The sequence below is a fragment of the Bacillus cereus group sp. BcHK124 genome (assembly GCF_027712065.1).
GTDB classification, from domain to species: domain Bacteria; phylum Bacillota; class Bacilli; order Bacillales; family Bacillaceae_G; genus Bacillus_A; species Bacillus_A pacificus.
On the sequence record NZ_JAQFPJ010000001.1, the window covers coordinates 641,331 to 667,335 of the forward strand.

Consider the following 26,005-nt stretch of genomic DNA (forward strand, 5'->3'; position numbering starts at 1 on the left):
AATATATGCAAGAAAAAACAGTCAGCGCTCAAACTATTATGCTGACTGTTTTTTCTGTTCTTTTATGTATGAATCTACACTTTGAAAAGGCACCTTAATTTTAAACGCATCTTTTTGCTCATGAAATTGCTTTTCATTATAGGGGCCAAAACGTTTATTATGCTTTACGTCAATAATCCAATAATGCTCGCTTTTTTTATTTGCAATTGCTGCGTCAGGATTATTCGGATCTGACTTTTCCTCAGTTTGTTTTGCAATAATGTATTTATCATCCCAGGCTATGTCTGTAATTTTTGCAGGAATGTATTGTGTGGCGTATACAGCATCTTGCGTGGGGAAAAGTTCAAATGCATTTCCAGAAGTACGTATGAGTTCGTATTCATCGTTAATCGTATATGTTATATGATTTGTATTTCCAGCACAACCGGCTAATAGGAATGCGACGAATAGGATTATCCATTTTTTCAATATGGGAACCTCCTTTACAATGCTGTTGTAACACATTGTACAAGAAAAGTAGGAGAAACGCTAGTTTACAATGTTTTTTAGAAGTGGTACGATGAGACGGGTAAAGAAGGATATGAAGGAGTCGACATAAAAATGAAGTTAAAGATGCATCGTCCAGCGCTTGTAATGAATCGCATAGGTGCTTCCCTAATTGACATGTTTTTAATCTCGGTTATGTATGGTGCAGTAGTAGCTGTTATGACTGGAAATTATAGTGCTATTTTTAATCGCTTTAATATTAGTTTTGGCGATTATAGATATGATCTTGCAGTAGTTTTTATATTAATGGCGATATATTTTATTTTGCTACCCTTTATTTGGAACGGTGTAACACTTGGTAAAAAGGTAACGAGAATAAAATTAATTTCATTGAAGAGTGAAAAGTTAACATTACAAACATTAACGATTCGATTTTTTGTATTGTTATTACCGAACATATTACTACTTGGAATTCCGATATTATGTAACGTATATATGATGTTATTCCGCAAAGATAATTGTGGTTTTCAGGATTTAATTACAAAAACGAAAGTGATAAGTCTTGTATAACAAAAAGAGACCTTTTTATATAAAAAGGTCTCTTTTTGTTATACAAATATATTTTAATGGATATATAATAGGGAATAAGTTAATCTATATCATTTTCGGATTTAATAGATTGAAAATTAAGAAAATGTTATAGTGATTAAAATAATATGTTTATATAATAAGGGGGAAATTGAAATGACTGGAGGTAGCGTAATCTTTTGGGGGATTTTAATTTTCATCGGTTTAGTTTTCGATCAGCGTAATAGTAAGAAAAAAGAAGGAGTAAAAAAGTAACCGCTTACAAATGAATGAGCAACTTTTCTTGCTTGCAGACTAATCTCATAAAGGAGTATACTGAATGACGGTAAGACTTATAGAAGGGGTAATGAAAATGAAGCTTGCAGGAAAAGTTGCTATCGTAACTGGCGGTGGCATCGGTATTGGACGTAATACAGCTCTTTTGTTGGCTAAACAAGGCGCAAAAGTAATTGTGACGGACATCGATCAAGAAAGTGGACAAGCAACAGTGGAGGAAATTACGAATCTAGGCGGAGAAGCACTTTTTGTATCCTATGATATGGAAAAACAAGGAGATTGGCAACGCGTAATCAGCATTACTTTGAATGCATTCAGTCGCATTGATATGCTTTTTCAAAATGCTGGTTTATATAAAATAGATTCTATATTTTCACGCCAACAAGAGAACGATTCCAATGTACTTTGTATTAATGACGTATGGATAGAGATAAAACAATTAACGTCATCTTTTATGAAACAGCAAGAAGAAGTGGTGCTAAGTGACTTACCGATTTTCGGTATTATTAGCACGAAAGGACAATCATTTCATACAGTAGAAGCCCTCGTATAATAGTGAAAACCGCCCTCAATATATGTGGACGGTTTTTTTGTATGAAAATTATTTTTTAACGAATGCGTTGTTCGGTTTGACTATCAAAGAAATGCGCTTTATTCATATCAAATGCTAGTTTAATTTGGTCACCAGGTGAAAATGTATGTCTTGCATCAACACGTGCTGCAAAATCTTGATTTCCAAGTTTCATATATAAAATAGATTCAGCACCTAATAACTCAGCAACTTCAATTTTTGTTGTGAAGGCAGTAGATTGTGAAGCTTCTAAAAATAATAGTTCATCATGAATGTCCTCAGGACGAATACCTAAAACAATGTCTTTATTTACATAGCCTTGTTCACGTAATATCTTCATTTTTCCTTCAGTTACTTTAATTTTTGCAGCATTGTCTATAACGAAATCGGTTTCAGTTAATTTACCACGGAAGAAATTCATCGCTGGAGAGCCGATAAATCCACCAACAAAAATGTTTTCAGGTGTTTCATATACTTCTTTTGGAGTACCGATTTGTTGAATTTTTCCGTCTTTCATAACAACAAGACGAGAAGCCATTGTCATCGCTTCAGTTTGATCATGCGTTACATAAATTGTTGTTGTTCCAAGGCGGTGGTGTAACTTAGAAATTTCTGAGCGCATTGCAACACGTAATTTAGCGTCTAAGTTAGATAATGGCTCATCCATTAAGAACACTTTCGCGTCTCGAACGATTGCTCTCCCTAACGCAACACGTTGACGTTGTCCACCAGATAATGCTTTCGGTTTTCTATCTAAATATTGTTCCAGTCCTAAAATTTTTGCTGCATCTTTCACACGACGATCAATTTCATCTTTTGGTATTTTTCTAAGTTTTAATCCAAATGCCATATTATCATATACACTCATATGTGGATATAGAGCATAGTTTTGGAAGACCATTGCGATATCGCGATCTTTTGGAGGGACATCATTCATTAGCTTACCATCAATTGAAAACTCTCCTTTTGAAATGTCTTCAAGTCCAGCCACCATTCGCAATGTTGTAGATTTTCCGCATCCAGAAGGACCGACAAATACGATAAATTCTTTATCTTGAATGTGTAAATTGAAGTCTGTTACAGCTGTTACGTTATTATCATATATTTTATAAATGTTTTCTAATTTCAGTTCTGCCATGGTATTTCCCCCTAGAAATAATTATGCAAACGTTTTCTTTGAGTTCATTATAAACGAATAGATTCAAAAAATAAACAAAAAAATAAAACGTTTTCATAAATTGGAAGAATATTAGTAAATTTCGTATGTTTTCTTAGAAAAATAAGAATAAAAGTTGTAAGCGCTATTTTAAATTAAGATAGAATCTGTTATCATTCATTAATGAAAACGTTTGCGCCTTAAAAAGAGAAAATCGAATTATGAATGAAATGGGGTAGCATAATGGAAAAACAGTGGTGGAAAGAAAGTGTAGTATATCAAATTTATCCTCGTAGCTTTATGGATAGCAACGGTGATGGTATCGGGGATCTTCGCGGTATTATTTCAAAGTTAGATTACTTAAAAGAATTAGGGATTGATGTAATTTGGTTATCACCAGTCTATGAATCTCCAAATGATGATAATGGTTATGATATAAGTGATTATTGTAAAATTATGAATGAGTTCGGAACAATGGAAGATTGGGATGAGCTATTACATGAAATGCATGAACGTAATATGAAACTTATGATGGACTTAGTTGTGAATCATACTTCTGATGAACATAATTGGTTTATTGAATCACGTAAATCAAAAGATAATAAATATAGAGATTACTATATATGGCGCCCTGGAAAAGAAGGAAAAGAGCCGAATAACTGGGGAGCAGCGTTTAGTGGATCAGCATGGCAGTATGATGAAATGACAGATGAATATTATTTACATCTGTTTTCTAAAAAACAGCCAGATTTAAATTGGGATAATGAAAAGGTAAGGCAAGATGTTTATGAAATGATGAAGTTTTGGTTAGAAAAAGGAATTGATGGCTTCCGTATGGATGTTATTAATTTTATTTCTAAAGAAGAGGGATTACCAGCTGTTGAAACAGAAGAAGAGGGGTATGTTTCAGGTCATAAGCATTTTATGAACGGTCCAAACATTCATAAATATTTACATGAAATGAATGAAGAAGTATTGTCTCATTATGATATTATGACGGTTGGTGAAATGCCTGGTGTAACGACAGAAGAAGCGAAATTGTATACCGGGGAAGAACGAAAAGAACTGCAGATGGTATTCCAATTTGAACATATGGATTTAGACTCAGGAGAAGGCGGAAAATGGGATGTAAAACCATGTTCACTCCTTACTTTAAAAGAGAATTTAACGAAGTGGCAAAAAGCATTAGAACATACAGGCTGGAATAGCCTGTATTGGAATAACCATGATCAGCCTCGCGTTGTATCTCGTTTTGGTAATGATGGAATGTATCGCATTGAATCTGCGAAAATGTTAGCGACGGTGCTTCATATGATGAAAGGAACACCGTATATTTATCAAGGAGAAGAAATTGGAATGACAAACGTCCGATTTGAGTCGATTGATGAATATCGAGATATTGAAACGTTAAATATGTATAAAGAAAAAGTGATAGACCGTGGTGAAGATATAGAAAAAATAATGGAATCTATTTATATAAAGGGTCGTGATAATGCTAGAACTCCGATGCAGTGGGATGACAAAGATCACGCTGGATTTACAACAGGTGAACCTTGGATTACAGTAAACCCTAACTACAAAGAAATTAATGTGAAACAAGCGATCCAAAATAAAGATTCAATTTTTTATTATTATAAAAAATTAATTGAGTTACGTAAAAATAATGAAATAGTTGTGTATGGATCATATGATTTAATATTGGAGAATAATCCATCTATTTTTGCATATGTAAGAACGTATGGGGAAGAAAAACTTCTTGTTATTGCAAACTTTACTGCAGAAGAATGTGTATTTGAATTGCCTGAGGACATTACTTATAGTGAAGCAGAGTTATTTATACACAATTACGACGTAGAGAATGGACCGATAGAAAACATACCATTACGTCCGTATGAAGCAATGGTGTTCAAATTGAAATAAGAAAAATCCTTATACCACTTTGGTATAAGGATTTTTTTGATTACCATTTTAATATGGAGAATCCATATGGAGGAAGTGTAACTTGTAATACACTTGCTTCCGCTGAAAATTCTTCGTTTGTATAAATATTAATGATTTTCTTTCCAGTAACATGGAGAGGCAGTGAAGCTGTAATATCACTATTAGTCGGATTTAAAACGAAAAAGATAGTTTCATCTTTATATGTTTTTGTATAAGAAATATAATTATGTTCATCATTTGCTTCAATGAATTGGAAAGTACCATGTCCTCCAAATGCTTTATATTGCTTTCGTAACGAAATTAATGTTTGTACATGTGTAAATAATAGATGATCTTGTTCTTTCGTATCCCAAACCATACATTTGCGACAATCAGGGTCCATACCGCCATCCATACCAATTTCGTCTCCATAATAAATACAAGGAGAGCCGATGAAAGAAAGGTGGAATACATAAAGTAACTTTAATTTATTTTTATCTCCGTTACATGTTGTCAATATTCTTGGTGTATCATGGCTGTCTAATAAATGAAATGCTGCTTCATTTACATTCATAGAGTAGGAATGTAGAGATTCTATAATTTGTTTCATGAATTCATTTGCCTTAATGGAATCGTTAGCAAAGTAAGACAGTAGAGCGTTTGTAACCGGATAGCTCATTACAGCATCAAATTGATCTCCTTGTAGCCAAGGAAGTGCATCGTGCCAAATTTCTCCTAAAATATATACTTCAGAATTTAATGCTTTTATCTCCCTTCGGAATTCTCTCCAAAAGTTATGGTCGACTTCATTTGCTACATCAAGGCGCCACCCGTCTATATTGAATTCTTTTACCCAATAACGCCCTACTTCAAGTAAGTATTCTTTTACATCCGGGTGTGCAGTGTTTAATTTCGGCATATACGGTGTAAACGCAAAAGTATCATAGTTCGGAAGTGGCTCAGTTTTAATTGGGAACTCATGAATATGAAACCATTCTTTATATGCTGACTGTTCACCATTTTCTAGTACATCTTGAAATTTATCGAAAAAGTATCCACTGTGATTGAATACGGCATCGAGCATTACTTTTATACCATGTGTATGACATGCTTGAACGAGTTCTTTGAATGTTTCTTTTGTGCCAAATTGCGGATCGATTTCCATGTAGTCAATTGTGTCATATTTATGATTTGAATGTGCTTTGAAAATAGGTGTGAAATATATTCCCGAAACTCCAAGCTTAACAAGGTAATCGAGGTTTTGAATAATACCAGCAAAATCTCCGCCGAAAAAATTAGTTGGAGTTGGTTCAGCGCTGCCCCAAGGAAGGGTGTTTTCTGGATTCAGCGTACGATCGCCATTAGCGAACCGTTCTGGGAAAATTTGATACCAAACAGTATCTTTAATCCAGGAAGGTGCTTTGAATACATCATTTGCATGAATAAATGGAAAACAGAAAAAGTTACCAACGTCATCATTTGGAATGCTGGAAAAAAATCCACGTTCTGCATAAATAAGCGTTTCTGTCTCCGCTTTTAATTCAAATCCGTAACGTAAGCGCTTAAATTTTGGCTCGATGGAAATGGACCAATAATCAAATAATGCAGTAGAACCGGTTTTTTTCATCGGTGCACTTGAAGAAATCCACTTCCCGTCTGTCCATTCATAAGGATCACCATAAATAAGAGTGGTACTTTGAACATCGTCTCTTTTCGTACGTATTCGGATGTGAATCGTTTTTTCATCGTAAGCGTATGCGTAATTATCTTTTGGCCTATGATAGATGGCGTCTTTAAGCATATAAAAAATCCCCCTTTACTATCTCTATGCATATTGTTCCCTTAAGTATAATAATAAAGCATATGTTGCAAACGATTGCTTTTTGCATAGCTTTAATATTGCTTATAAGAGTAGTATTCATTTCGTATAAAGTCAATGTATAAAGAGTGTAGTAATAATATTTTAAAATTAATATTTGCAAAATGAATAAAAGAATGTATAATGATAGACAAATAGCGCAAACGTTTTCATAGATTGAGATATTGTTTGCGCTTCTATTAAAATATTAAATGCAAACGTTTTCAATCAGTAAGGTACATATACAATTCAGGGAGGTTTTTGGGATGAAGAAAGCATTATCATTATTAACGGTTTCAGCATTATCAATTGGTATGTTATCTGCATGTGGACCGAAAGATTCAGGGAAAAAAGAAGAAAGTAAAGCGAAGAAAGATTACGATCTTCTCGTTTGGGAAGATGAGAAAAAAGGTGTTGGTTTAGAACCAGCAGTGAAAAGCTTTGAGGAAAAATATAAAGTAAAAGTAAAAGTTGTTGAAATGCAAATGACAGATCAAGTGAAGAAGTTACGCCTTGATGGACCAGCGGGGACGGGACCAGATGTTGTAACATTGCCACATGATCAAATCGGAAATGCAGTAACAGAAGGTTTACTTTCTGAAGTGAAAGCTGATGATGCTGTAAAGAGTAAATTTACTGATTCATCAATAGAAGCACAGACATATAACGGAAAATTATATGGTTTACCAAAAGCAATTGAGACACCAGTCTTTATTTACAATAAAAAACTAATGCCAAAAGCACCAGAAACGATGGACGAGCTGTTTAACTTCTCAAAAGAATTTACGAAAGATGGCAAGTACGGATTTTTAGCATTAGGAGATAACTTCTACTTTGCTAATGCATTCATGGCAGGTATGGGTGGTTATGTGTTTGGTGAAAAAGATGGAAAGCCAAATGCAAGTGATGTTGGATTAAATAATAGCGGAGCAGTACAAGGTGCTGAGTATCTTCAAAAATGGTACAAAGAAAAGTTATTCCCGAAAGGTATTATCGGTGAATCTGGTGGACCTGCTGCTGATGGGCTATTTAATGAAGGAAAAGCAGCATCTATCATGAACGGACCTTGGGCGTTCCAAGCAATGGAAAAGAACGGAATTGATTATGGCGTTGCTCCAATGCCGAAATTACCAAATGGTCAACCAATGAAAACGTTTGTTGGGGTTAAAGGATGGCATGTAACAAGTTTCTCTAAACAAAATGATTTAGCTACAAAGTTCACTGAATGGGTAACGAATGAAGAAAACGCAAAAATTCGATTTGAGAAGACGAAAGAAATTCCTCCAGTAAAAGCAGTAATGGAAGATCCAATTATTAAAGATAACGAAGCTGCAAAAGCAGTTGCAACACAATCTGAAAATGGAATTCCAATGCCAAACATTCCAGAAATGCAAGAAGTGTGGAAACCAGCTGGAGATGCGCTTCAATTAGTTGTTACGGATAAAGAGGCACCAAAGGCAGCACTTGATAATGCAGTGAAGCAAATTAAAGGTAATATTGAGGCAAATCATAGTAAGAAAAAATAAGGTGAAATTCGTGTCTCTAATATGAGGGGCACGAATTCTCTCCCAAGAAAAAAGGGGGAAGGAACATGCAAACATCTATGGAACCAGCAAACGGCTTAAACGGTTCAAAACATAGGAAAATGGCAACCATGTTATCAATCATTCCAGGCGTGGGCCAAATGTATAATAAACAATTTGTAAAAGGTCTTATTTTTCTAGTATTAACAGGTTCATTTATTGTAGCCTTTGCGGATTTATTAAATATGGGATTATGGGGAATTGTAACGCTTGGTACAGAAGTTCCACGTGACCATTCTGTCTTTCTATTAGTAGAAGGAATCTTGGCACTCATTGTCATCGTGTTTGGACTCGGAATATATGCATTTAATTTATATGATGCATACCAAAACGGAAAGAAACGGGATATAGGAACACCGTTAAACTCTGTAAAAGAGCAATACCGTAATTTACTAGACCAAGGTTTTCCGTATTTAATGGTTTCACCAGGGTTTTTATTACTTATCTTTGTCGTTGTATTTCCAATCATTTTCGTAATTTTAATTGGATTTACGAACTATGATTTATATCATTCTCCTCCAGCTAAATTAGTAGATTGGGTAGGGTTTAAAAACTTTATTGATATCTTTACATTACCGATGTGGAGAGAAACGTTTTTAAGTGTATTTTCTTGGACTGTCATCTGGACATTCGTTGCAACGACATTACAAGTTGCGCTTGGTATTTTCTTAGCGATTATCGTAAATCAGCCTGGTATTAAAGGGAAGGCGATTATTCGAACAATCTTCATTTTACCGTGGGCGGTCCCAGCATTCGTATCTATTCTTGTTTTCTCTGGTATGTTTAATGAAACATTTGGAGCAATTAACAATCAAGTATTAGCTTTATTCGGAATTGAAAAGATTGCTTGGATGACAGATCCATTTTGGGCGAAGATTGCTTTAATTATGATTCAAACGTGGCTTGGATTCCCGTTCGTCTTTGCAATGACAACAGGTATACTGCAATCGATTCCAGGAGAATTATACGAAGCGGCTACAGTAGATGGAGCTACAGCTTGGCAACAGTTTCGTAAAATTACATTGCCACTTGTTCTATATGCAACAGCACCAATATTAATTACGCAATATACGTTTAACTTTAATAACTTTAGTATCATCTATCTATTTAACGGCGGAGGTCCTGCTGTAGCTGGACAAGACGCAGGTGGAACAGATATTTTAATTTCATGGATTTATAAGTTAACGATGACTTCCGCGCAGTACGGAAAAGCAGCAGCTCTTACAATGATCTTATCGTTAATCGTTATTACAGTTGCGTTATGGCAATTTAAGAGAACAAAATCATTCCAAGAAGAGGATATGATGTAAATGAATATTAAAAGACAAAAGATGTTACGTCTCTCATTAAGTTATCTCGTTATTTTCGTAATGTGTGCCATCATTTTCTATCCATTATTATGGATTATTGGCTCATCGTTTAATCCGGGTGATAGTTTATCTGGATCAAGTATTATTCCGCAAAATGCAACGCTAGATCATTATCGTAAGTTATTAGATTTAGAGAATAGTAATTATTTACTATGGTATAAAAACACATTAAAAGTAAGTGTTTTAACGATGATTTTTTCAGTGTTAGCAATTAGTTTTACTGCTTATGCATTTTCGAGATACCGTTTTGTTGGAAGAAAAAATGGTTTGTTAACATTTTTAATTTTGCAAATGATTCCAAACTTTGCAGCGTTAATCGCTTTATACGTATTAGCACAGTTAACAGGATTAATTGATACGCACCTTGCGTTAATTTTAATTTATGTAGGCGGGGCAATTCCAATGAATACATGGCTTATGAAAGGGTATTTTGATACGATCCCGAAAGAATTGGATGAGTCAGCTCGTATGGATGGAGCAGGACATTTCCGTATTTTTTGGCAAATCATTATGCCACTTGCAAAGCCAATCGTAGCGGTTGTAGCGTTATTTACTTTCATCGGCCCATTTACAGATTTTATTTTAGCGAGTATTATTTTGCGCACACCAGAAAATTATACGTTAGCAGTTGGATTATATGAAATGGTGGCGAAGAAATTTGGGAATGAATTTACAACGTTCGCAGCGGGTTCCGTATTGATTGCAATCCCAATTTCAATTTTATTCCTATCACTACAAAAATACTTTATCTCTGGTTTAACTGCTGGAGGTACGAAAGGATGAAAAATGGGACATTATGTCCCATTTTTCTTTTCATCTTCCTATAAAACATTTTATAGGGAGATGAAAAGAGATTTGACATCCCATATGAAAAGAAGTGAAATAAATAGTATATTATAGTATAGGAAAAAAGAGCTCTATCCCTTACAATACATGAAGAGGGAGAATATGATAGGTTTTACAAGATAGAATCAATGAAAGTTTATGACTTCCCCTATTACTTGCAACGGGTGCAAGATGAAAATATATAAAATGGCAGAGAAGTGAAAGGAGGGGGATTTTTATGACAGTTACAATTAAAGATGTGGCGAAGAAAGCGAATGTAGCACCATCTACCGTTTCTCGTGTAATTGCTGATAATCCAAGTATAAGTGAAAAAACAAAGCGTCGTGTTCGGAAAGTAATGAGTGAACTAGGGTATCATCCTAATTTAAACGCAAGAAACCTAGCTAACCAAACAACAAAAACACTTGGCCTTGTTATGCCAAGTTCTGCAAGTAAAGCTTTTCAAAATCCGTTTTTCCCAGAAGTTATAAGAGGGATTAGTTCGTTTGCACATGTGGAAGGGTATGCACTTTATATGTCGACAGGTGAAACGGAAGATGAAATTTTTAATGGTGTTGTAAAGATGGTGCAGGGGCGCCAAATTGGTGGTATTATTCTTTTATATTCAAGAGAGAATGATCGGATTATTCAATATTTACATAAACAAAATTTCCCGTTCGTATTAATCGGGAAACCATATGATCGTAAAGAAGAAATTACATATGTAGATAATGACAATTATACAGCTGCAAGAGAAGTAGCAGAATATTTGATTTCATTAGGTCATAAACAAATCGCGTTCATCGGCGGTGGATCAGATTTACTTGTAACGAGAGATCGTTTGGCTGGTATGAGTGATGCTTTAAAATTAGCAGATATTGTATTACCAAAAGAGTATATTTTACATTTTGATTTCTCAAGAGAGAGTGGTCAACAAGCTGTGGAGGAATTAATGGCGCTAAAGCAACCACCGACAGCAATTATGGCAACGGATGACTTGATTGGACTTGGTGTGCTAAGTGCACTTTCTAAAAAAGGATTCGTTGTACCGAAGGATGTTTCAATTGTAAGCTTTAATAATGCTTTATTATCAGAAATTGCGAGTCCGCCACTTTCGACAGTTGATGTGAATATATACCAGCTAGGATATGAGGCAGCAAAAGCTTTAGTTGATAAAGTTGAGAATGCGGAGTCTACTGCAAAGTGTATCATTATTCCGCATAAATTATTGAAGCGTCAAACTTGCGATCATTATGCAAAAAAAAGCTAAGAGTTTAACTCTTAGCTTTTTTTTGTAGAAAGGCTTCTAAACGGTCACAGCCTTCTTTTAAAGTTTCAATACTATACGCATAGGACAAGCGAAGGTAGCCTTCCCCATATTCAGAGAATGCTGTTCCGGGAACGACGGCAAGTCCAGCTTCTTTCACAAGATCAAGTGCAAAATCAAATGATGAAGATGTTAAATGACCAACATATGGGAATAAGTAAAATGCACCTGTTGGTTTTTCAACTGTTAAGCCCATTTGAGTGAGTCTATTATATACGTAATCACGGCGTTTTTTGTATTGATGACGCATCATTTTTGGTGCATCTTTAGCAGCTGTTAATGCTTCAATTGCAGCATATTGAGCGATTGAAGTAGCGCACGTTACGTTGTATTGATGAACTTTTAATATATGCCCAGCTAAATAGTTTGGTGCGAATAATAGACCGATACGCCAGCCAGTCATAGAATGTGATTTTGATAAACCGTTAATGACGATAGTCTTTTCGCGCATTTCTGGGAAATGAGCGATCGATGTATGTGTTTGTTCATATACAAGTTCGCTATAAATTTCATCAGAAAGGACGAAAATATTTTTATCTTTTAAAACATCTACAATATCCTGTAGTTCTTCTTTTGATAAAGTTACACCAGTTGGATTAGAAGGATACGGCAGTACGACGCATCTTGTTTTTTCTGTAATGGCATTTTTTAGTGCATCGGCTGTTAAACGGAAGCCAGTTTCACGAACATCTATAAATACAGGGGTTGCACCGCATAATCGAATAATCGGCTCGTACCCTGGATAAATAGGGGCAGGTAAGATGACTTCTGTTCCTGGCTCTAAAATCGTTCGAAATGCAACATCAATTGCTTCACTAGCACCGATTGTAACGATGGTTTCGTTTTCAGGTAAATAATGTAAATCGTAGTTATCTTTTACAAAGTTACAAGCTGCCTTGCGTAATTCTAGTAAACCAGCGTTATGTGTATAGCTTGTATAATTTTCTGTAATAGCCCGTTTTGCCGCTTCTTTTACGAGAGAAGGTGTAGGAAAATCAGGTTGTCCAATTGTTAAAGAGATAAGATTATCATAGTTTTGAATCATGTTAGAGAATTGACGGATTCCAGAAATTTGGATGTCCTTTACTCTAGGGTTAATGAATTGTTCCATTGTATCTCCCTTTCTTCCGTTTGAAAATTAAGTTCATTTTAACATATTTTCTATCATTTCGCTTGCGTATATGGTATGTAGAAAGAGAGGGATAATAGAAAAAAAGCCGCTGTAAGCGACTTTTTAATATCCGTATTCCCAATCTATTTCATCTTCATTCCAAAGTACAGAGGATACTTTGCCAAGGTGAACAACTGATTCATTCACAGCGCATGTGCAATTTTCTTCTCCTGTTTTATGCTGTAACTCTTCATACACTGATTTTTCAACGTTTTCTAGAACGACCAAATTTTCTTCTTTTAAAACAAGCGTAGTACCCGCCATATTTATCTTCCTCCTACTAAAATAATGATCACTTATTTGTAAACATAGATAGTATGGATTATATGCTGTATTTTGCTATAGTTGTCCGTCTTATGAAGTATTTTTTATTTTCTTTGTAATCCGTATTCATTGTATACTGCCGGGCAGAAATTTGGTACAGGGTTTACATTCATTTCGAAAATCTGTAACAATTATTATGTGTTGTTAACAAAGAATTAACAAATATGTTAAGAAAAATCAAAATTTTAAAACAAACAAACCTGTAAAATGATATAATCATATCAAAATACATATAGGGGATGAGAGGCTATGGAGCTTATCCGTGATTTAATGATCCAAATTGCCATCATTATTTTGCCACTATTTTTATACGAAGCGATTCGTTTAAATCGTTATCAAGAAATGCCTCCGAAGCCGAACCGCTACTTTATTATGTTTTTATCTAGCATTACACTCGTTCTCTCTATGACATACTCTATTTGTTTTGGGGACGTTTGCGGGTATAACTTTCACCCAATCCCAATTGTTAGTGGTTTTTTATATGGTGGGATTGTTGGTTTAATCCCGGCCGTTATTTTTGTTGTCTATGAATGGGTGCTAAAGGGCATAAACCTTCTTCCAGTCATAGAAGTAATATTTCTATTGATAGTTCCATTATTTTTATCAAAGAAATGGTCTCTATTTTCAAGGGATAAGAAGCTAATTTTAGCATTTATGATTTCATCATTGTACGTACTTGTTTCTTTAGTGATTGGTATGATTAACGTTCTGTTAGAAACGGGATTTACACCATATGTTTCGCACTTATATAGCGGATATATATTTGCTTCGCTTATTATGGTTATGACAATGGTATTTCAGGTGTACTTAACAGAATATTTAAATGAAAATGCAATACTACGTACAGAGATGCAAAAGTCAGAGAAACTTAATATTGTAAGTGAATTAGCAGCAAGTGTTGCACATGAGGTTCGAAATCCACTCACTGTTGTTCGTGGTTTTATTCAATTGCTAGAAAGTACGGAAGATGTGAAGAATAAGGATTATATGCGTCTCGTATTAGCTGAATTGGACCGGGCAGAACAAATTATTTCAGATTATTTAAATTTAGCAAGACCACAAATTGAGAAAAAAGAACATATTTGCTTATCCGCTCAATTAATAGAAATGACAACTCTTATGTCATCATTTGCAGCGATGCAAGGTGTATATTTGCAAGTTGAGATTTCTGAAAGTCTTTATACGATCGGTGATAAAACGAAATTGAAGCAAGCTATTATGAATGTTGTTAAAAATGGTATTGAAGCAATTCAAGGAAATAAAGGATATTTAAAAGTAACGGCTATGCAAAAAGATGAAACGATTGTAATAAGAGTTAAAGACAGTGGTGTTGGGATGACGAAAGAACAATTAGCAAGGCTCGGACAACCGTATTATTCTTTAAAAGAAAAAGGGACAGGATTAGGACTAATGGTAACATTTAGTATTTTACAAGCGCATAATGGTACGCTGGAATATAAAAGCGAAAGTGGGAAAGGGACTGAAGCAATTATTATATTGCCAGCTGTAAGAAATAAGGAATAAAAGTTACCGATAGAAGGTAACTTTTTATTTTATATTAGAAAAAATATATTATGCTATTCAGTTGTTTTTTCTTGTTTTGTTCGGCTAAATAAACTTCTAAATGATTGGAAAAAGCTTTGTTCTTTTGAGGCGGCGACTAATCTTTTTGTTTCTTGAATTTCGCGAATTACTTGCATAAGTTGTGCATCACGGTTGCTATCTTTATTATAAATTTGATTTACGAGTTTATTCATTTTTTCTTCTTGTTTAGATTCTCGTTTATACATATGATTCATTAATAAGTCCATCTTTTCTTTTTGCAGAGCATCTGTTTGAGCGGCATGATCCACTAACTCTTGTAGCATTTTTTCTTGAGATCCTTCTTTTACATAAACTTGTTGCATCAACTCATCTAGCTTTTCATCTTTTAAACGATTTTGGGTAATAAGGGTAGAATTTTGATGAATAATGGCTTCATTTAGTTGAGCGAGCATTTCAAGTTTTAACATGAACTCCTCGAAGTTACGCCCATCTTCTTTTTCTTTCGGTTGTATTTCTTGCGTATCTTGTATAACTGGTACAGGTGGGGCCTCTTTTTCTTTTAAAATAATTGGTATCGTTTCTGAAATATCTTCCTGCAATGTAGCAGCTCTTTCATGTATAGATTTCAATAGTTTTAAATCATCAAGTTTATAAATACGAGCATCAGCTGTTTTGGAAATTATATAACCATGTTCCTCTAACAGTTGACTATATTTGCGGACTATATGTTTTGGGATGCCTGTTTTATTCGTCACATCTTTCGTTTTATAGGTAGCTTCCATGATATTTCCTCCCCAAAAAGTATCGTATATATCATTTCAATCTTTTATGAGGACTTCCTTTGAAAAAGAATGTCGGAAGGCTATTAGTTTTCTACAGCATTAGTGAAAAGATGAAAAAAAATGAGAGTTTTTGGCGGAATGGCGAAGAAGAGCTAAAATAATGTCTGAAAACATATACAGGATAAGTTTGTTATAATAAAGTGAAACTTTAATCAGTGGGGGTTTTGTTCATCCACCACTGATTATCAGCCCTCACCAATCGGGCTTTTACGGACAGTTAATCCCCCACCTAACTTCTTTGCTTTCGCTGAATTTTGAGGTGGGGGTCTTACTGCTCGTTAATGCGTGATAACTGAGGAAAAGAAACAGGTAGAATCACGGAGGTATACATGAAACAATTAAAAGGTATTATCATTTCAATTATTGCAATTCTTTCTATTGTAGTAGCGATGTATGAAGTGCTTGTTCCAGAGGAAACAAGTATTAAAAAAACAAATGCGTATGATCAAGTTCTAGAATTTCCGAAAGATCGATATCCAGAGACAGGGAAACATATTACGGATGCTATAAAAGAAGGACATTCAGAAGTTTGTACAATCGACCGTGGTGGTGCTGCGGATAGAAGAAAATTATCGTTAGCTCCATACCCATCAAAAAAAGGGTATGATCGTGATGAATGGCCAATGGCGATGTGTAAAGAAGGCGGAAAAGGAGCGCATATTGAATATATAAGTCCAGCCGATAACCGCGGAGCAGGCTCTTGGGTAGGAAATAAGTTAGATAAATACCCAGATGGTACGCGTGTGAAATTTGACGTAAAGTAGTAGTTGCATATTTCATAATGAAGGAGAAGGGAACGATGGAGTTAACAATTTCGTATTCGCAATTAATGTTGATGAACTATGACGGTGATCAACCTTACGTTGACTGGACGGATGAAGATTTTGAAAGAGGTTATGCGAAGGCAGATGGAACTGTTATTTTTGAAGCACTTTCTGATTATACTTGTGAAGTAAAAGTGACCCTAGGGAAACATATTGAGAAAGAAGAAGTAATTAGAACGGTTACAGTTCCTTTTACAGTTGAAAATGAATGTATCGTTGTAGCAAGTATTCTTTCAAATAAATTTCAAATTCCTATTCCAAATGGTGAGTATACGGTTGTATTACAAGCAACACCTCTTGAAGAACCAACGGATGATGAATTATATAAAATACAATATGAATTCTTTTTTGAAAGTAAAGAATAAAAAATGGGGTATCCTCAAAAAGGATACCTCATTTTTATTATGCGTTTGTTTTTAGCAAGGAACGAGCGTCTTTTGCCGCTTGCACCATGTGCTCTAAAGCTGGAATAACTTCTTCTGTTCTTCTCGTTTTCAAACCACAATCAGGATTAATCCAGAAATATTTAGGATCGCATACTTTTAAAGATTGTTCTACGATTTTATACATTTCATCTTTACTTGGTACACGTGGGCTATGAATATCATATACACCTAGACCGATGCCTTTTTCATATGTTGTATGTTTTAATGTATCAATAAATTCACCGTGACTTCTTGATGTTTCGATAGAAATCACATCTGCATCTAATGCGCGAATCGCATCAACGATATCTTCGAAGTTACTGTAACACATATGAGTATGAATTTGTGTTTCATTTGCTACAGATGAAGTTGCTAAAAGGAAGGATTGTACTGCCCATGTAATATAAGCGTCCCAATCTTTTTCTTTTAGTGGCATTCCTTCACGAAGTGCTGGCTCATCGACTTGAATTACTCGAATTCCGGAAGATTCAAGTAGTTCAATTTCATGACGAAGAGCTAATGCAATTTGATATGAAACTTCTTTTCTTGGAATGTCATTTCGAACGAAGGACCAATTTAAAATCGTAACAGGTCCAGTTAACATTCCTTTTACAACTTTCTCTGTTAAGCTTTGTGCATACACAGTTTCCTTAATAGTCATTCCGTTAATAAAGGCTACATCACCATAAATAACAGGTGGTTTTACGCAGCGGGAACCGTATGATTGCACCCAACCGTTTTTAGTGAATGAGAAACCAGCAAGGCGTTCACCAAAATATTCGACCATGTCAGTTCTTTCAAATTCACCATGTACAAGAACATCAAGACCAATTTCTTCTTGGTAACGAATCCATTTTTCTGTCTCTTTTTCAATAAATTGTTCATATTGTTCATTTGAAATAGCACCGTTACGCCATTCTTTTCGCGTTTGGCGAACTTCAGTTGTTTGCGGGAAGCTACCGATAGTTGTTGTTGGTAACAACGGTAACTTCAGGGCAACTTGTTGTAATTCATATCGTTTTTCAAATGGAAGAGGACGTGAAAAATCTTCTTCTTTTAATGCTGTTCGTGCTGCTTTGACATCTTCTCGGTTACGTGCAGCAGATGAACGAATTGTATGATGTACATTTCGATATGTTTCCAGCTCATTATGAATGCTTTCTGTACCTTGAGTTAGAGCGGAATGAATAAGAACTAACTCTTCTAATTTTTGATTTGCAAATGCCAACGCATCAAATAGCTCAGTCGATAAGTGAGTTTCTTCTGTTTTATCGATTGGCGTATGCAATAAGCTACAAGAAGGCTGAACGATGAAATCTTTCGTTTGGACTTGTTTTTGTAACGTTGTAAATAACGTAAGAACTTCATCAAGATCGGCTCTCCAAATGTTACGGCCATCTATACAACCAACAGCTAAAGTTTTATCAGCTGGGAATCCATATTTTGAAATAGCATGTAGATTACCTTCTTTACCATGAACGAAATCTAATCCAATACTTGATACTGGGAATGTAATAATTTCTTCATAGTTTTCTTCTACACTATCAAAATATGTTTGTAAAAGAAGATTCGCATTTGGAACTTCTTTACGAATAGCTTCATAAATTTCTTTTGCTTGTTGAACTTCTTCTTTCGTTAAAGAAGCGAAAATCGGTTCATCAACTTGAATGATTTGTGCACCAGCTGCATGTAGTTCTGAAAGCAGTTGTACGTAGGGTGCAACTAACTGTTTTAAAATAGTAGCAAATTGTTCTTGTGTATAGCCTTTAGCTAATTTCAAGAAAGTATATGGTCCTAAAATAACAGGTTTTCCATCTATTCCTAATTCTTGTTTTGCCTCTTCGTATAAGCGAAGTGGACGATTATCTTTTAAAGAGATTTGTAATCCCTCTTCATATTCTGGAACGATATAATGATAGTTTGTGTTAAACCATTTTGTCATTTCGGAAGCTACGTGATCTTTAGAGCCACGCGCCATTGCGAAATATACATCAAGGTAAGATGTAAACTCAGAAAAACGTGATGGGATAAATCCTAGCATATAAGCAGTATCCAAAACGTGATCGTAATATGTAAAGTCGCCAATTGGAATAAGTTCAATCCCTTTTTCTTGCTGTGCTTTAACGTGTTGAAGACGAATTTCTTTCATTGTTGTTAAAAATTGTTCTTCATCAATTTTATTAGACCAAAAAGCTTCCAATGTTTTTTTCCACTCTCGTTGTAGTCCGATACGTGGATAACCTAAGTTACTTGTTTGAATTGCCATTTCAAATTCCTCCCCAATTGAAAGTAAGCATTTCCGTTTACTAGGAAATACCTATAACAAAAAGCATAAAGGCATAGAAAATAAGCCTTCCTTTTTGTTTTAACACCTCATCATCATCCGTGAATCTATCAGTGTTGTTAAAACAGGCAGGTCTCCTGACTTATGCTTCATATGATTTCTTTCGCCTTCCCGTTTTCACAGTGGCATTAAAAAGAAATCTCAGCATTTACAGTGGCGGGACCGTGTTGGAGTTTCACCAAGCTTCCCTTTTAAACACGAAACAAACTGTTCGTGTACCCATTTTCCTTTTGAAAGGAATTTAACAAGCGATATGATATTGAAACAAATTCTAACACAATTTTTGGAATTTTGTCTACTGTTTTGAAATAAGAAAATTCTAAAGTTTTGTATTTTAATTATTTGTATTTTTCTGATTTTTTAGAGTGGAGAAACATGAGGAGAATTGAAATAAAGTGCGATTAAATTTATAAAGAAATGGGTACCTATACATACATAAGATGCCAGTTATGTTATTAAATAATTGGTTTATCTTATATAGAAAATTAAACAAGCATAACCCCATCCTAAATTAGAATGGAGTTATATTTGTTTTAGAATTTGAAATAAAATAACTATATTGTCATTTTACAGTTTCTATTTTGAAAGTTTAATCCGCATCTATATCAATTTCTGAAAGTCGCCCGGCAACAGCATCTGCAAGAAGGGTGTTTAACCATTGCAATTCAACTGTAATATGTTCAATAACGCTTTGCAAAATATATAGTTGTGCGCGTGGGATTTTTCCTTTGCTACAGTCATAAATAGTTTGCATGTTATGTAAATATTGAACGGTATCATTTTTCTTTTTTTCTAAAATAGGAATTAACTCTTGATCATCACCAAAATGAGCGAAAGAGAGTGCCGAATAAATTGGTTTATATATTTGATTTTTTGCCTCGAATTGTTTTAATAGTAATGTGTGAAATAAACGTTTACCTTCGTTTGTTATATGAAAAATTGTTTTATCTGGTCTATTTGTATCTCGAACAATAGTTGTAACACGAATTGCCCCTTGTTTTTCTAATTGCTCAAAGGCATAGTAAAGTGATCCTTTTGCATATTTAATATAACAGTCCATTTGTCGTTCTTTCATTATGTGCTGCACTTCATATGGATGTTTATCCCCTTCGAGTAGCAAGCCGAGAATGACTAATTTCATGCTCATGCTGTCTCAACCCCTATATATATAAACTTTATACATATTATAAACGGCATATCCGTTTTCATAAAGGGATATGCCGTTATATTAGCTTACTTGCTTTTGTTTTTGTTTCGTTTTTGGTCCTGTAAAAAGACGCTCATTTCCCATAAGTAAAATGCAAATAATACTTAGTACAGCCGGGATCAGTGCCCAGAAGAATGTACTGGCAATAGATGTAGCTAGAGCTTCTTTAATACCAGTTAATATTTCAGCTGGTATTTTATCGGTAGCACCTGGTGATAATAAGAAACTTGTGTCTCCACCCTTTGGAGCTAATTTTGCTAGTTCAGGTGGGAAGAGAGTGTTTAGTTTATCTGTAAAAATATGATTTTGAATTGTACCGAAAATTGTTACACCAAGAGTCATACCGAGTGAACGGAAAAATGAGTTTGTTGATGTAGCAGAACCACGGTCTCTCATTTCTAATTTGTGAATCGAAGACATACTTAAAACTGAGAATGAGAAACCAACACCAAGTCCAGCGAGAACCATAAATAGTGTTACGAGTAGGCGAGGTGTATCCATTGTTAAAGTGCTTAGTAAATAAATGCCAAGAACGAAGAAAACTCCAGATGCCATCATAATGTTACGATAACTTGTTCGAGAAGCTAACTGTCCACCCGTTTGACTTCCAATTACAGAGCCAATCATCATAGGTGTTAAAATTAACCCAGCATTTGAGGCTGAACCACCGAGAACACCTTGAACGAAGATTGGGATATAAACTGTACAGATGATAAAAGCGGCACCATAGAAAAAGGCAACACCTTGGCTAGCTGCGAATAAAGGTTTTTTAAATAGATGGAAAGAAATGATAGGCTCGGTTGCTTTTCGTTCTACGAAGAAGAAAATAATAAGCATAATAACAACTGTTGTAAATAAGCCGATAATCACAGTGGAATTCCATGCGTATTCTTTACCACCAAGTTCTAATGCGAACATTAAGCAAACGATACTAATAACAAGTGTAATAGCGCCAGCCCAATCAATTTTTTGTTTTCTAAATTCTAGAGATTCACTATAATATTTCGTAATGAAGAAGAAGGAAATAAGTCCTAATGGAATATTAATATAGAAGACCCAGTGCCAACTTATATAGTCTGTAATATAAGCACCTAATAAAGGGCCGAATACACTAGATGTTCCGAAAACAGCACCGAATAGCCCTGTCATTTTTCCGCGCTTTTCTGGTGGGAATATGTCGTACATAATAGTGAAGGCGATAGGCATAAGAGCGCCGCCACCAATTCCTTGAATTGCTCTATAAATACTTAATTGCTCAATACTAGATGCTGTTCCACAAAGTGCAGAACCGAACAAGAAAAGAATAAGGCCACCAATATAAAAGCGTTTCCGTCCATACATATCAGAAAGTTTTCCGAAGATAGGCATCCCTGCCATTGTTGCTACCATATATGCAGACGTGACCCAAACGAACTTGTCAAATCCTCCTAGGTCTCCAACGATTGTTGCCATTGCTGTTGCAACGATTGTATTATCCATTGCAGCCATTAAAATACCAAGTAGTAAACCCGCAACAACAAATTTTGTCTTGCTGGAGTCTTTTTTTGATAATTGAGATTCCAAAGATAACCCTCCTTTAATAATAAGTAAACTATATTAAGTTTTGAGTGCAGCGCATAAAAATTATAAATATATTTTTTAAAATCAATTTACACAAGTGCACTGACAAAGCCATAAAGAATATTATAGTCAAATTTGACTAAAAGGCAAACTTTTTCTTCCGTCAAAATATTCTGTTGTATGGACAGCAAAAGAGTGAGTAATACTTAGTAGTGGTAAAAAGTCAATGAAGGAAATTGTAAAAAAATATTTCAGTAAGAATACCTGCTGTTAACAGATGAAAAATGGTTTTTTCTTGACTTTGTCGAATAGGATAAAAGGAAGAGTAATAACTATATATCGTTTGTAACGAGCTTTATTAATATTGTGTAGAGAGGCAGAATAAGGTCGTATGGATATGATGCATCTGAAATGGGGTGAATATTATTATGAAAATATGGAAACGAATTCCGGATCAAGGAAGGCGTTCAATACCGCTACAACCGGTATTATGGATTGATGGCTCAAAAAAGGAAAACGAATGTCCTAACGTAGCAGTTACATTACAAATCCGTAGTATGTATAAAGAAAAATTTTCATATGAACTGACCTGTGATGTAAACGACATACTTATTATTCGAATTGAAGTTGAAAATAAAGGAATGAAAATGATTTCACGAGTTGTAGTAAGTCATATGATTCGAGATTATTTTGCATATATTCCAAATTCATTAAAGGCTGATAAGGGAATGAGCGAGTTTCTGTTCCAGCTTGTAAGGTGGAGAATCGATAATTTATTACCAAATGAGAAGGTAGAATTAATTTGTAAAATAAAAGCAAATAAAGATAAAGAACTCAAAAACACACTATTTCAGGCTACATATACATTTCAATATAACGGAGTATCATATGGTCCGCTGCAAACAAATGAAGTTGTTGTACGGCAATGATAAAAAGGAACCTGTATGAAAGGTTCCTTTTTTAGTCCCTTTTTTGTTCGATCCATATTTACAATAGCGTCAATTTGATTATATGTAATGAAGTTTACTCCGAAAGAATTAAATAGTAATTTTAGCGACAACAGAAACCACGATAGTAAACGTATAATATCTGATAGATTTTTCTTTTGTAGCATGTAGGTCACCATATTTCTAAAATGATGTATGGTATATATGAAATAGAATAGAAATGGTAGACAAGCTTAAGCGGAAATGTACACTCAATATGTACATTTTTTATTTTGTAGAAAAACATAATTGTTATAGAAACATATATTGGTATAGAAGGGAGGCGAAGTATGAAACATAAAGGGAAAATTAGTGGATTATTACTTGGGAATACAGTGGCAGTTACAGAATGGATTGCGCTTCAGGATGTAATTACAAAACTGGATTCGCGATCATTTTATACCGTCTTTATTATTTATATATTGCAAATGATACTCAGCTATTATTTTGGACATTGGTATGATAATAGAGCGAGTGGGCGTATGGATACGGAAGTAGGAGGAATGGCAAGTAATGATTTTGTAGTTGATTTTTTTGAGAAAGTAGCTGCTTTATCAGAACGAGATTCTCATAATATTACAGTGTACATTCTTTCTGTGAAAGAATGGAAAGGACTAAAAGAAACAGTGCAAGAAAAAAAATTGGAGGTGTTAGTACAAAAGTTGGAGAGTACGATTGTAAAGACAATTCGTAAAGGCGATGTCGTTACGAAGTGGGATGAAAATAAGTATGTTATTGTGGCGATCGATAACGGACATGAAAAATCGACAATAACAAACCGATTAATGAAAAATATTGAAAGTGAAATAGAAAATGGCTTGTTAAGTATGACTCTATTATTTGGGGCTGCTAGTTATCCAATAGAAGGAAAAACGTTTGAAGAATTGTTAAGAAAGGCACAAAATCAATTGTACCAGCATAGAAATTCGTAAAAAAATAAGTAAAACTTTGATGTAAAGAAATATGATATGAAGAAGTTTTGATTGTAACATTTTTTTGACTTTTATTACAAAAAGGACTTTTTTTGTAATAAAAGTCTTTAAAAATATATGAAATAGGCATATAATTATGATGGATGTGTCAATGCATTTTGCACAATGTGTTTCACTTTAAAAGTGTAGAGGAAAGCATACTCTACACTTTTCCTTTTTAGGGAATAGTTGCAAGATAGCATTTATACTGTGTAAAATGAACAAAGAGATTATTTGATAGAAAGCGGGAAAGGGAATGATAGACGTGAGAGAACAACGAACATCTTTTATCAGGTGAATGATTACTGTTGTTCTTCAAATTAGTATGGTTGTGATGAATTCCGTTGTACTTTTATGTAATACATAGTATGAATAGGTTTTAAAAAGTGCCAAGTAAAAGATGGATATGAAACTGCTATTTAGTTCAAAAATGGAAAATGTAATTTCAAGTAATACAATTTGTACAAGCATTATAAACAATATGAATGATTTTCGTGAAAAAGGTGCGAGTGTGGAGTTTATAGAAGGTTATATAATTTCATAGCTTTTTACACGATGATCGTATATAAGTAGGAGGAAAAAGATGTTGAAATATAGTAAATTAGCAATTGTAACTGCATTATCAATGACTTTACTAGCGGGGTGTTTTGGGCCGAAACCAGAAGAGGAATTATATGTTGCATTTGAAAATGCTGCAAAGCAAGAAAAAACAATGTTTGAAGATGCAAAAAAACTTGAAACTTTAGAGAAAGAGGGACAAGAATTATATAACCAGATTGTTCAAGAAGGAAAAGATAATAATCAAACTGTTAAGGAAAAACTAAACCAAGCAGTGAAAAATACAGATGAACGAGAAAAAGTGCTTAAAAAAGAAAAAGAATCTTTAAATAAGGCACAAGAAGAAGTGAAATCGGTAGATAAATATGTGAAGAAAATTGAAGATAAGAAATTGAAAGATCAAGCAGATAAAGTGAAAAGCACATATGAGAAACGACATGATTCATTTAACAAAATGTATGACAGCTATAATAAATCGTTAAAACAAGAAAAAGAATTATATACAATGCTACAAGATAAAGGTACAAAATTAAAAGATATTAGTGAAAAAGTAAAAGTAGTAAATCAGTCTTATAAAGATATTGAATCAGAAAAAGACAAGTTTAATGAATTTACGAAATCTTATAATACAGAAAAAATAGCTTTTTATAAACAAGCAAATATTAAAATTAAAGAAGAGAAAAAATAAAACAGTTTGGCCTACAATTGGCCAAACTGTTTTATTTTTTTGTATAGGTACGACTATACCATGGGACAGGTTCACTTAATTTTTTTTCTTGTTTTAGCGCTTCAGGACCAATATAATCTTGAAGTGTTTTTTTTGCTACTGTTAAAGATAAGGTTGTTTTCGGATTTCGATAGGAGGATTCAAGATGACCGAGATGTGGTAGGATTCGAAAATCTTCTTTTGTAGGAGGAATATGGAAAAAGTAATCACCTAAACGTATAAGAACATCAGATTGTTGTTGGCTAAAACGTGGATTTCTAGAGAAATGTAATCCTTCTTTAATAGCTTTTTTTTCAGTAATTAAGCGTTCTAAAGCTGTCTTTTTTAACCAGTATAAATACTTCGGATTAGTTGCAGCTTTAGCATGACGATTCACAACGAAAATAGATTGAGCTAGTCGATTAATAGAATGTTGGTTTTGTAATTGAGATTGTGGTTGTGAAGGTTTCATATTAAATCTCCTTTCAATTTTTCATTATTATACCATAAGTAAAAGTGATTTTTATTATATGCAAAAAGTGATTGTATATATTTTCAATATTAAAGCAATATTGTTACAAA

At 34.2% G+C, this 26,005-nt stretch carries 25 protein-coding genes and 1 riboswitch; of the genes, 14 read left to right on the forward strand and 11 right to left on the reverse strand.

From position 1 onward, the window contains the following. Positions 1 to 36 precede the first annotated feature (36 nt). Positions 37 to 468 carry a DUF3997 domain-containing protein gene (locus PDK19_RS03570; protein WP_014893531.1) on the reverse strand — a complete coding sequence of 144 codons (432 nt, stop codon included), beginning with the start codon at positions 466 to 468 and terminating at the stop codon, positions 37 to 39. A gap of 132 nt (positions 469 to 600) precedes the next feature. Between PDK19_RS03570 and PDK19_RS03575 the strand changes: the two genes are divergently transcribed. The 3 genes from PDK19_RS03575 (at position 601) to PDK19_RS03585 (ending at position 1,903) form a co-directional block, all read left to right on the forward strand. Continuing rightward, the gene (locus PDK19_RS03575) at positions 601 to 1,056 is read left to right on the forward strand and encodes an RDD family protein (RefSeq protein ID WP_000769088.1); all 456 of its coding nucleotides are present in this window, start codon (positions 601 to 603) and stop codon (positions 1,054 to 1,056) included. Positions 1,057 to 1,230: 174 nt separating this feature from the next. Next, positions 1,231 to 1,329 carry a hypothetical protein gene (locus tag PDK19_RS03580; protein WP_000145657.1) on the forward strand — a complete coding sequence of 33 codons (99 nt, stop codon included), beginning with the start codon at positions 1,231 to 1,233 and terminating at the stop codon, positions 1,327 to 1,329. 64 nt (positions 1,330 to 1,393) lie between these two features. Continuing rightward, positions 1,394 to 1,903 carry an SDR family NAD(P)-dependent oxidoreductase gene (locus tag PDK19_RS03585; RefSeq protein WP_000218418.1) on the forward strand — a complete coding sequence of 170 codons (510 nt, stop codon included), beginning with the start codon at positions 1,394 to 1,396 and terminating at the stop codon, positions 1,901 to 1,903. Positions 1,904 to 1,958: 55 nt separating this feature from the next. Here the strand turns inward: PDK19_RS03585 and PDK19_RS03590 are convergent, their stop codons facing one another. Continuing rightward, the gene (locus tag PDK19_RS03590) at positions 1,959 to 3,059 is read right to left on the reverse strand and encodes an ABC transporter ATP-binding protein (RefSeq protein ID WP_000818924.1); all 1,101 of its coding nucleotides are present in this window, start codon (positions 3,057 to 3,059) and stop codon (positions 1,959 to 1,961) included. Positions 3,060 to 3,320: 261 nt separating this feature from the next. On the opposite strand from PDK19_RS03590, the gene malL reads away from it, so the two are divergent. Beyond that, on the forward strand, positions 3,321 to 4,997 hold the full coding sequence (malL, locus tag PDK19_RS03595) for an oligo-1,6-glucosidase (protein WP_000415190.1): 1,677 nt from the start codon (positions 3,321 to 3,323) through the stop codon (positions 4,995 to 4,997). Positions 4,998 to 5,037: 40 nt separating this feature from the next. On the opposite strand, the gene PDK19_RS03600 is transcribed toward malL, so the two are convergent. Further along, positions 5,038 to 6,798, reverse strand: coding sequence for an alpha-glycosidase (locus tag PDK19_RS03600; RefSeq protein ID WP_074567408.1), 1,761 nt, complete (start codon positions 6,796 to 6,798; stop codon positions 5,038 to 5,040). Between the two features lie 323 nt (positions 6,799 to 7,121). On the opposite strand from PDK19_RS03600, the gene PDK19_RS03605 reads away from it, so the two are divergent. The 4 genes from PDK19_RS03605 (at position 7,122) to malR (ending at position 11,903) form a co-directional block, all read left to right on the forward strand. After that, positions 7,122 to 8,381 carry an extracellular solute-binding protein gene (locus tag PDK19_RS03605; protein ID WP_000709930.1) on the forward strand — a complete coding sequence of 420 codons (1,260 nt, stop codon included), beginning with the start codon at positions 7,122 to 7,124 and terminating at the stop codon, positions 8,379 to 8,381. A 65-nt stretch (positions 8,382 to 8,446) separates the two neighbouring features. Then, positions 8,447 to 9,748: a maltosaccharide ABC transporter permease MalC gene (malC, locus tag PDK19_RS03610; RefSeq protein WP_001194989.1), complete on the forward strand. Its 1,302-nt coding sequence runs from the start codon at positions 8,447 to 8,449 to the stop codon at positions 9,746 to 9,748. Beyond that, positions 9,749 to 10,591: a maltosaccharide ABC transporter permease MalD gene (gene malD / locus PDK19_RS03615; RefSeq protein ID WP_001022608.1), complete on the forward strand. Its 843-nt coding sequence runs from the start codon at positions 9,749 to 9,751 to the stop codon at positions 10,589 to 10,591. Between the two features lie 280 nt (positions 10,592 to 10,871). Further along, positions 10,872 to 11,903: a maltose operon transcriptional repressor MalR gene (gene malR, locus PDK19_RS03620; protein WP_000219039.1), complete on the forward strand. Its 1,032-nt coding sequence runs from the start codon at positions 10,872 to 10,874 to the stop codon at positions 11,901 to 11,903. A gap of 4 nt (positions 11,904 to 11,907) precedes the next feature. On the opposite strand, the gene PDK19_RS03625 is transcribed toward malR, so the two are convergent. Next, positions 11,908 to 13,071, reverse strand: a complete 1,164-nt coding sequence (locus tag PDK19_RS03625; RefSeq protein ID WP_049113003.1) for an aminotransferase A — start codon at positions 13,069 to 13,071, stop codon at positions 11,908 to 11,910. A 123-nt stretch (positions 13,072 to 13,194) separates the two neighbouring features. After that, positions 13,195 to 13,395 (reverse strand): hypothetical protein, encoded by a 201-nt coding sequence (locus PDK19_RS03630; RefSeq protein WP_000929285.1) that lies wholly within the window; start codon positions 13,393 to 13,395, stop codon positions 13,195 to 13,197. Positions 13,396 to 13,704: 309 nt separating this feature from the next. Between PDK19_RS03630 and kinB the strand changes: the two genes are divergently transcribed. After that, positions 13,705 to 14,979, forward strand: a complete 1,275-nt coding sequence (gene kinB / locus PDK19_RS03635) for a sporulation sensor histidine kinase KinB (RefSeq protein ID WP_000420388.1) — start codon at positions 13,705 to 13,707, stop codon at positions 14,977 to 14,979. A gap of 53 nt (positions 14,980 to 15,032) precedes the next feature. Here kinB and PDK19_RS03640 read toward each other — a convergent pair whose 3' ends face one another. Then, entirely contained in the window at positions 15,033 to 15,782 is a 750-nt protein-coding gene (locus PDK19_RS03640) for a DUF3967 domain-containing protein (protein ID WP_000388461.1), read from the reverse strand. A 389-nt stretch (positions 15,783 to 16,171) separates the two neighbouring features. Here PDK19_RS03640 and nucA point away from each other — a divergent pair, with 389 nt between their 5' ends. Further along, complete coding sequence (gene nucA, locus PDK19_RS03645; RefSeq protein ID WP_049111162.1) at positions 16,172 to 16,606, forward strand: DNA-entry nuclease; 435 nt, start codon at positions 16,172 to 16,174, stop codon at positions 16,604 to 16,606. A gap of 35 nt (positions 16,607 to 16,641) precedes the next feature. Next, the gene (gene comJ / locus PDK19_RS03650) at positions 16,642 to 17,031 is read left to right on the forward strand and encodes a competence protein ComJ (RefSeq protein ID WP_000424014.1); all 390 of its coding nucleotides are present in this window, start codon (positions 16,642 to 16,644) and stop codon (positions 17,029 to 17,031) included. A 37-nt stretch (positions 17,032 to 17,068) separates the two neighbouring features. Here the strand turns inward: comJ and metE are convergent, their stop codons facing one another. From metE to PDK19_RS03665, 3 genes are all read right to left on the reverse strand, one after another. Further along, positions 17,069 to 19,357, reverse strand: a complete 2,289-nt coding sequence (gene metE, locus PDK19_RS03655) for a 5-methyltetrahydropteroyltriglutamate--homocysteine S-methyltransferase (RefSeq protein WP_001007593.1) — start codon at positions 19,355 to 19,357, stop codon at positions 17,069 to 17,071. 128 nt (positions 19,358 to 19,485) lie between these two features. Next, positions 19,486 to 19,673: riboswitch (cobalamin riboswitch) on the reverse strand. 351 nt (positions 19,674 to 20,024) lie between these two features. Continuing rightward, positions 20,025 to 20,582 carry a PadR family transcriptional regulator gene (locus PDK19_RS03660; RefSeq protein ID WP_000062077.1) on the reverse strand — a complete coding sequence of 186 codons (558 nt, stop codon included), beginning with the start codon at positions 20,580 to 20,582 and terminating at the stop codon, positions 20,025 to 20,027. Between the two features lie 81 nt (positions 20,583 to 20,663). Further along, entirely contained in the window at positions 20,664 to 22,205 is a 1,542-nt protein-coding gene (locus PDK19_RS03665) for an MDR family MFS transporter (protein ID WP_000445752.1), read from the reverse strand. A 425-nt stretch (positions 22,206 to 22,630) separates the two neighbouring features. Here PDK19_RS03665 and PDK19_RS03670 point away from each other — a divergent pair, with 425 nt between their 5' ends. Further along, the gene (locus PDK19_RS03670) at positions 22,631 to 23,131 is read left to right on the forward strand and encodes a hypothetical protein (RefSeq protein WP_000708167.1); all 501 of its coding nucleotides are present in this window, start codon (positions 22,631 to 22,633) and stop codon (positions 23,129 to 23,131) included. On the opposite strand, the gene PDK19_RS03675 is transcribed toward PDK19_RS03670, so the two are convergent. Then, a complete protein-coding gene (locus tag PDK19_RS03675) occupies positions 23,071 to 23,316 on the reverse strand; it encodes a hypothetical protein (RefSeq protein ID WP_041184500.1) in 246 nt (81 codons plus the stop codon). The genes PDK19_RS03670 and PDK19_RS03675 overlap by 61 nt on opposite strands. Positions 23,317 to 23,478: 162 nt before the next feature. On the opposite strand from PDK19_RS03675, the gene PDK19_RS03680 reads away from it, so the two are divergent. Together PDK19_RS03680 and PDK19_RS03685 are read left to right on the forward strand one after the other, a co-directional pair. After that, complete coding sequence (locus PDK19_RS03680; protein ID WP_270706616.1) at positions 23,479 to 24,120, forward strand: diguanylate cyclase domain-containing protein; 642 nt, start codon at positions 23,479 to 23,481, stop codon at positions 24,118 to 24,120. A 622-nt stretch (positions 24,121 to 24,742) separates the two neighbouring features. Then, positions 24,743 to 25,405, forward strand: coding sequence for a YkyA family protein (locus PDK19_RS03685; protein WP_000922494.1), 663 nt, complete (start codon positions 24,743 to 24,745; stop codon positions 25,403 to 25,405). A gap of 31 nt (positions 25,406 to 25,436) precedes the next feature. Here the strand turns inward: PDK19_RS03685 and PDK19_RS03690 are convergent, their stop codons facing one another. Next, positions 25,437 to 25,895: a YkyB family protein gene (locus tag PDK19_RS03690; RefSeq protein ID WP_000804868.1), complete on the reverse strand. Its 459-nt coding sequence runs from the start codon at positions 25,893 to 25,895 to the stop codon at positions 25,437 to 25,439. Positions 25,896 to 26,005: the final 110 nt, after the last annotated feature.

What these genes read in the sequence shown, in the direction of transcription:
- PDK19_RS03575 (WP_000769088.1), top strand. Translation starts at nt 601, where the DNA reads ATGAAGTTAAAGATGCATCGTCCAGCGCTTGTAATGAATCGCATAGGT.
- PDK19_RS03580 (WP_000145657.1), top strand. Translation starts at nt 1,231, where the DNA reads ATGACTGGAGGTAGCGTAATCTTTTGGGGGATTTTAATTTTCATCGGT.
- PDK19_RS03585 (WP_000218418.1), top strand. Translation starts at nt 1,394, where the DNA reads ATGACGGTAAGACTTATAGAAGGGGTAATGAAAATGAAGCTTGCAGGA.
- PDK19_RS03590 (WP_000818924.1), bottom strand. Translation starts at nt 3,059, where the DNA reads ATGGCAGAACTGAAATTAGAAAACATTTATAAAATATATGATAATAAC.
- malL (WP_000415190.1), top strand. Translation starts at nt 3,321, where the DNA reads ATGGAAAAACAGTGGTGGAAAGAAAGTGTAGTATATCAAATTTATCCT.
- PDK19_RS03600 (WP_074567408.1), bottom strand. Translation starts at nt 6,798, where the DNA reads ATGCTTAAAGACGCCATCTATCATAGGCCAAAAGATAATTACGCATAC.
- PDK19_RS03605 (WP_000709930.1), top strand. Translation starts at nt 7,122, where the DNA reads ATGAAGAAAGCATTATCATTATTAACGGTTTCAGCATTATCAATTGGT.
- malC (WP_001194989.1), top strand. Translation starts at nt 8,447, where the DNA reads ATGCAAACATCTATGGAACCAGCAAACGGCTTAAACGGTTCAAAACAT.
- malD (WP_001022608.1), top strand. Translation starts at nt 9,749, where the DNA reads ATGAATATTAAAAGACAAAAGATGTTACGTCTCTCATTAAGTTATCTC.
- malR (WP_000219039.1), top strand. Translation starts at nt 10,872, where the DNA reads ATGACAGTTACAATTAAAGATGTGGCGAAGAAAGCGAATGTAGCACCA.
- PDK19_RS03625 (WP_049113003.1), bottom strand. Translation starts at nt 13,071, where the DNA reads ATGGAACAATTCATTAACCCTAGAGTAAAGGACATCCAAATTTCTGGA.
- PDK19_RS03630 (WP_000929285.1), bottom strand. Translation starts at nt 13,395, where the DNA reads ATGGCGGGTACTACGCTTGTTTTAAAAGAAGAAAATTTGGTCGTTCTA.
- kinB (WP_000420388.1), top strand. Translation starts at nt 13,705, where the DNA reads ATGGAGCTTATCCGTGATTTAATGATCCAAATTGCCATCATTATTTTG.
- PDK19_RS03640 (WP_000388461.1), bottom strand. Translation starts at nt 15,782, where the DNA reads ATGGAAGCTACCTATAAAACGAAAGATGTGACGAATAAAACAGGCATC.
- nucA (WP_049111162.1), top strand. Translation starts at nt 16,172, where the DNA reads ATGAAACAATTAAAAGGTATTATCATTTCAATTATTGCAATTCTTTCT.
- comJ (WP_000424014.1), top strand. Translation starts at nt 16,642, where the DNA reads ATGGAGTTAACAATTTCGTATTCGCAATTAATGTTGATGAACTATGAC.
- metE (WP_001007593.1), bottom strand. Translation starts at nt 19,357, where the DNA reads ATGGCAATTCAAACAAGTAACTTAGGTTATCCACGTATCGGACTACAA.
- PDK19_RS03660 (WP_000062077.1), bottom strand. Translation starts at nt 20,582, where the DNA reads ATGAGCATGAAATTAGTCATTCTCGGCTTGCTACTCGAAGGGGATAAA.
- PDK19_RS03670 (WP_000708167.1), top strand. Translation starts at nt 22,631, where the DNA reads ATGAAAATATGGAAACGAATTCCGGATCAAGGAAGGCGTTCAATACCG.
- PDK19_RS03675 (WP_041184500.1), bottom strand. Translation starts at nt 23,316, where the DNA reads ATGCTACAAAAGAAAAATCTATCAGATATTATACGTTTACTATCGTGG.
- PDK19_RS03680 (WP_270706616.1), top strand. Translation starts at nt 23,479, where the DNA reads ATGAAACATAAAGGGAAAATTAGTGGATTATTACTTGGGAATACAGTG.
- PDK19_RS03685 (WP_000922494.1), top strand. Translation starts at nt 24,743, where the DNA reads ATGTTGAAATATAGTAAATTAGCAATTGTAACTGCATTATCAATGACT.
- PDK19_RS03690 (WP_000804868.1), bottom strand. Translation starts at nt 25,895, where the DNA reads ATGAAACCTTCACAACCACAATCTCAATTACAAAACCAACATTCTATT.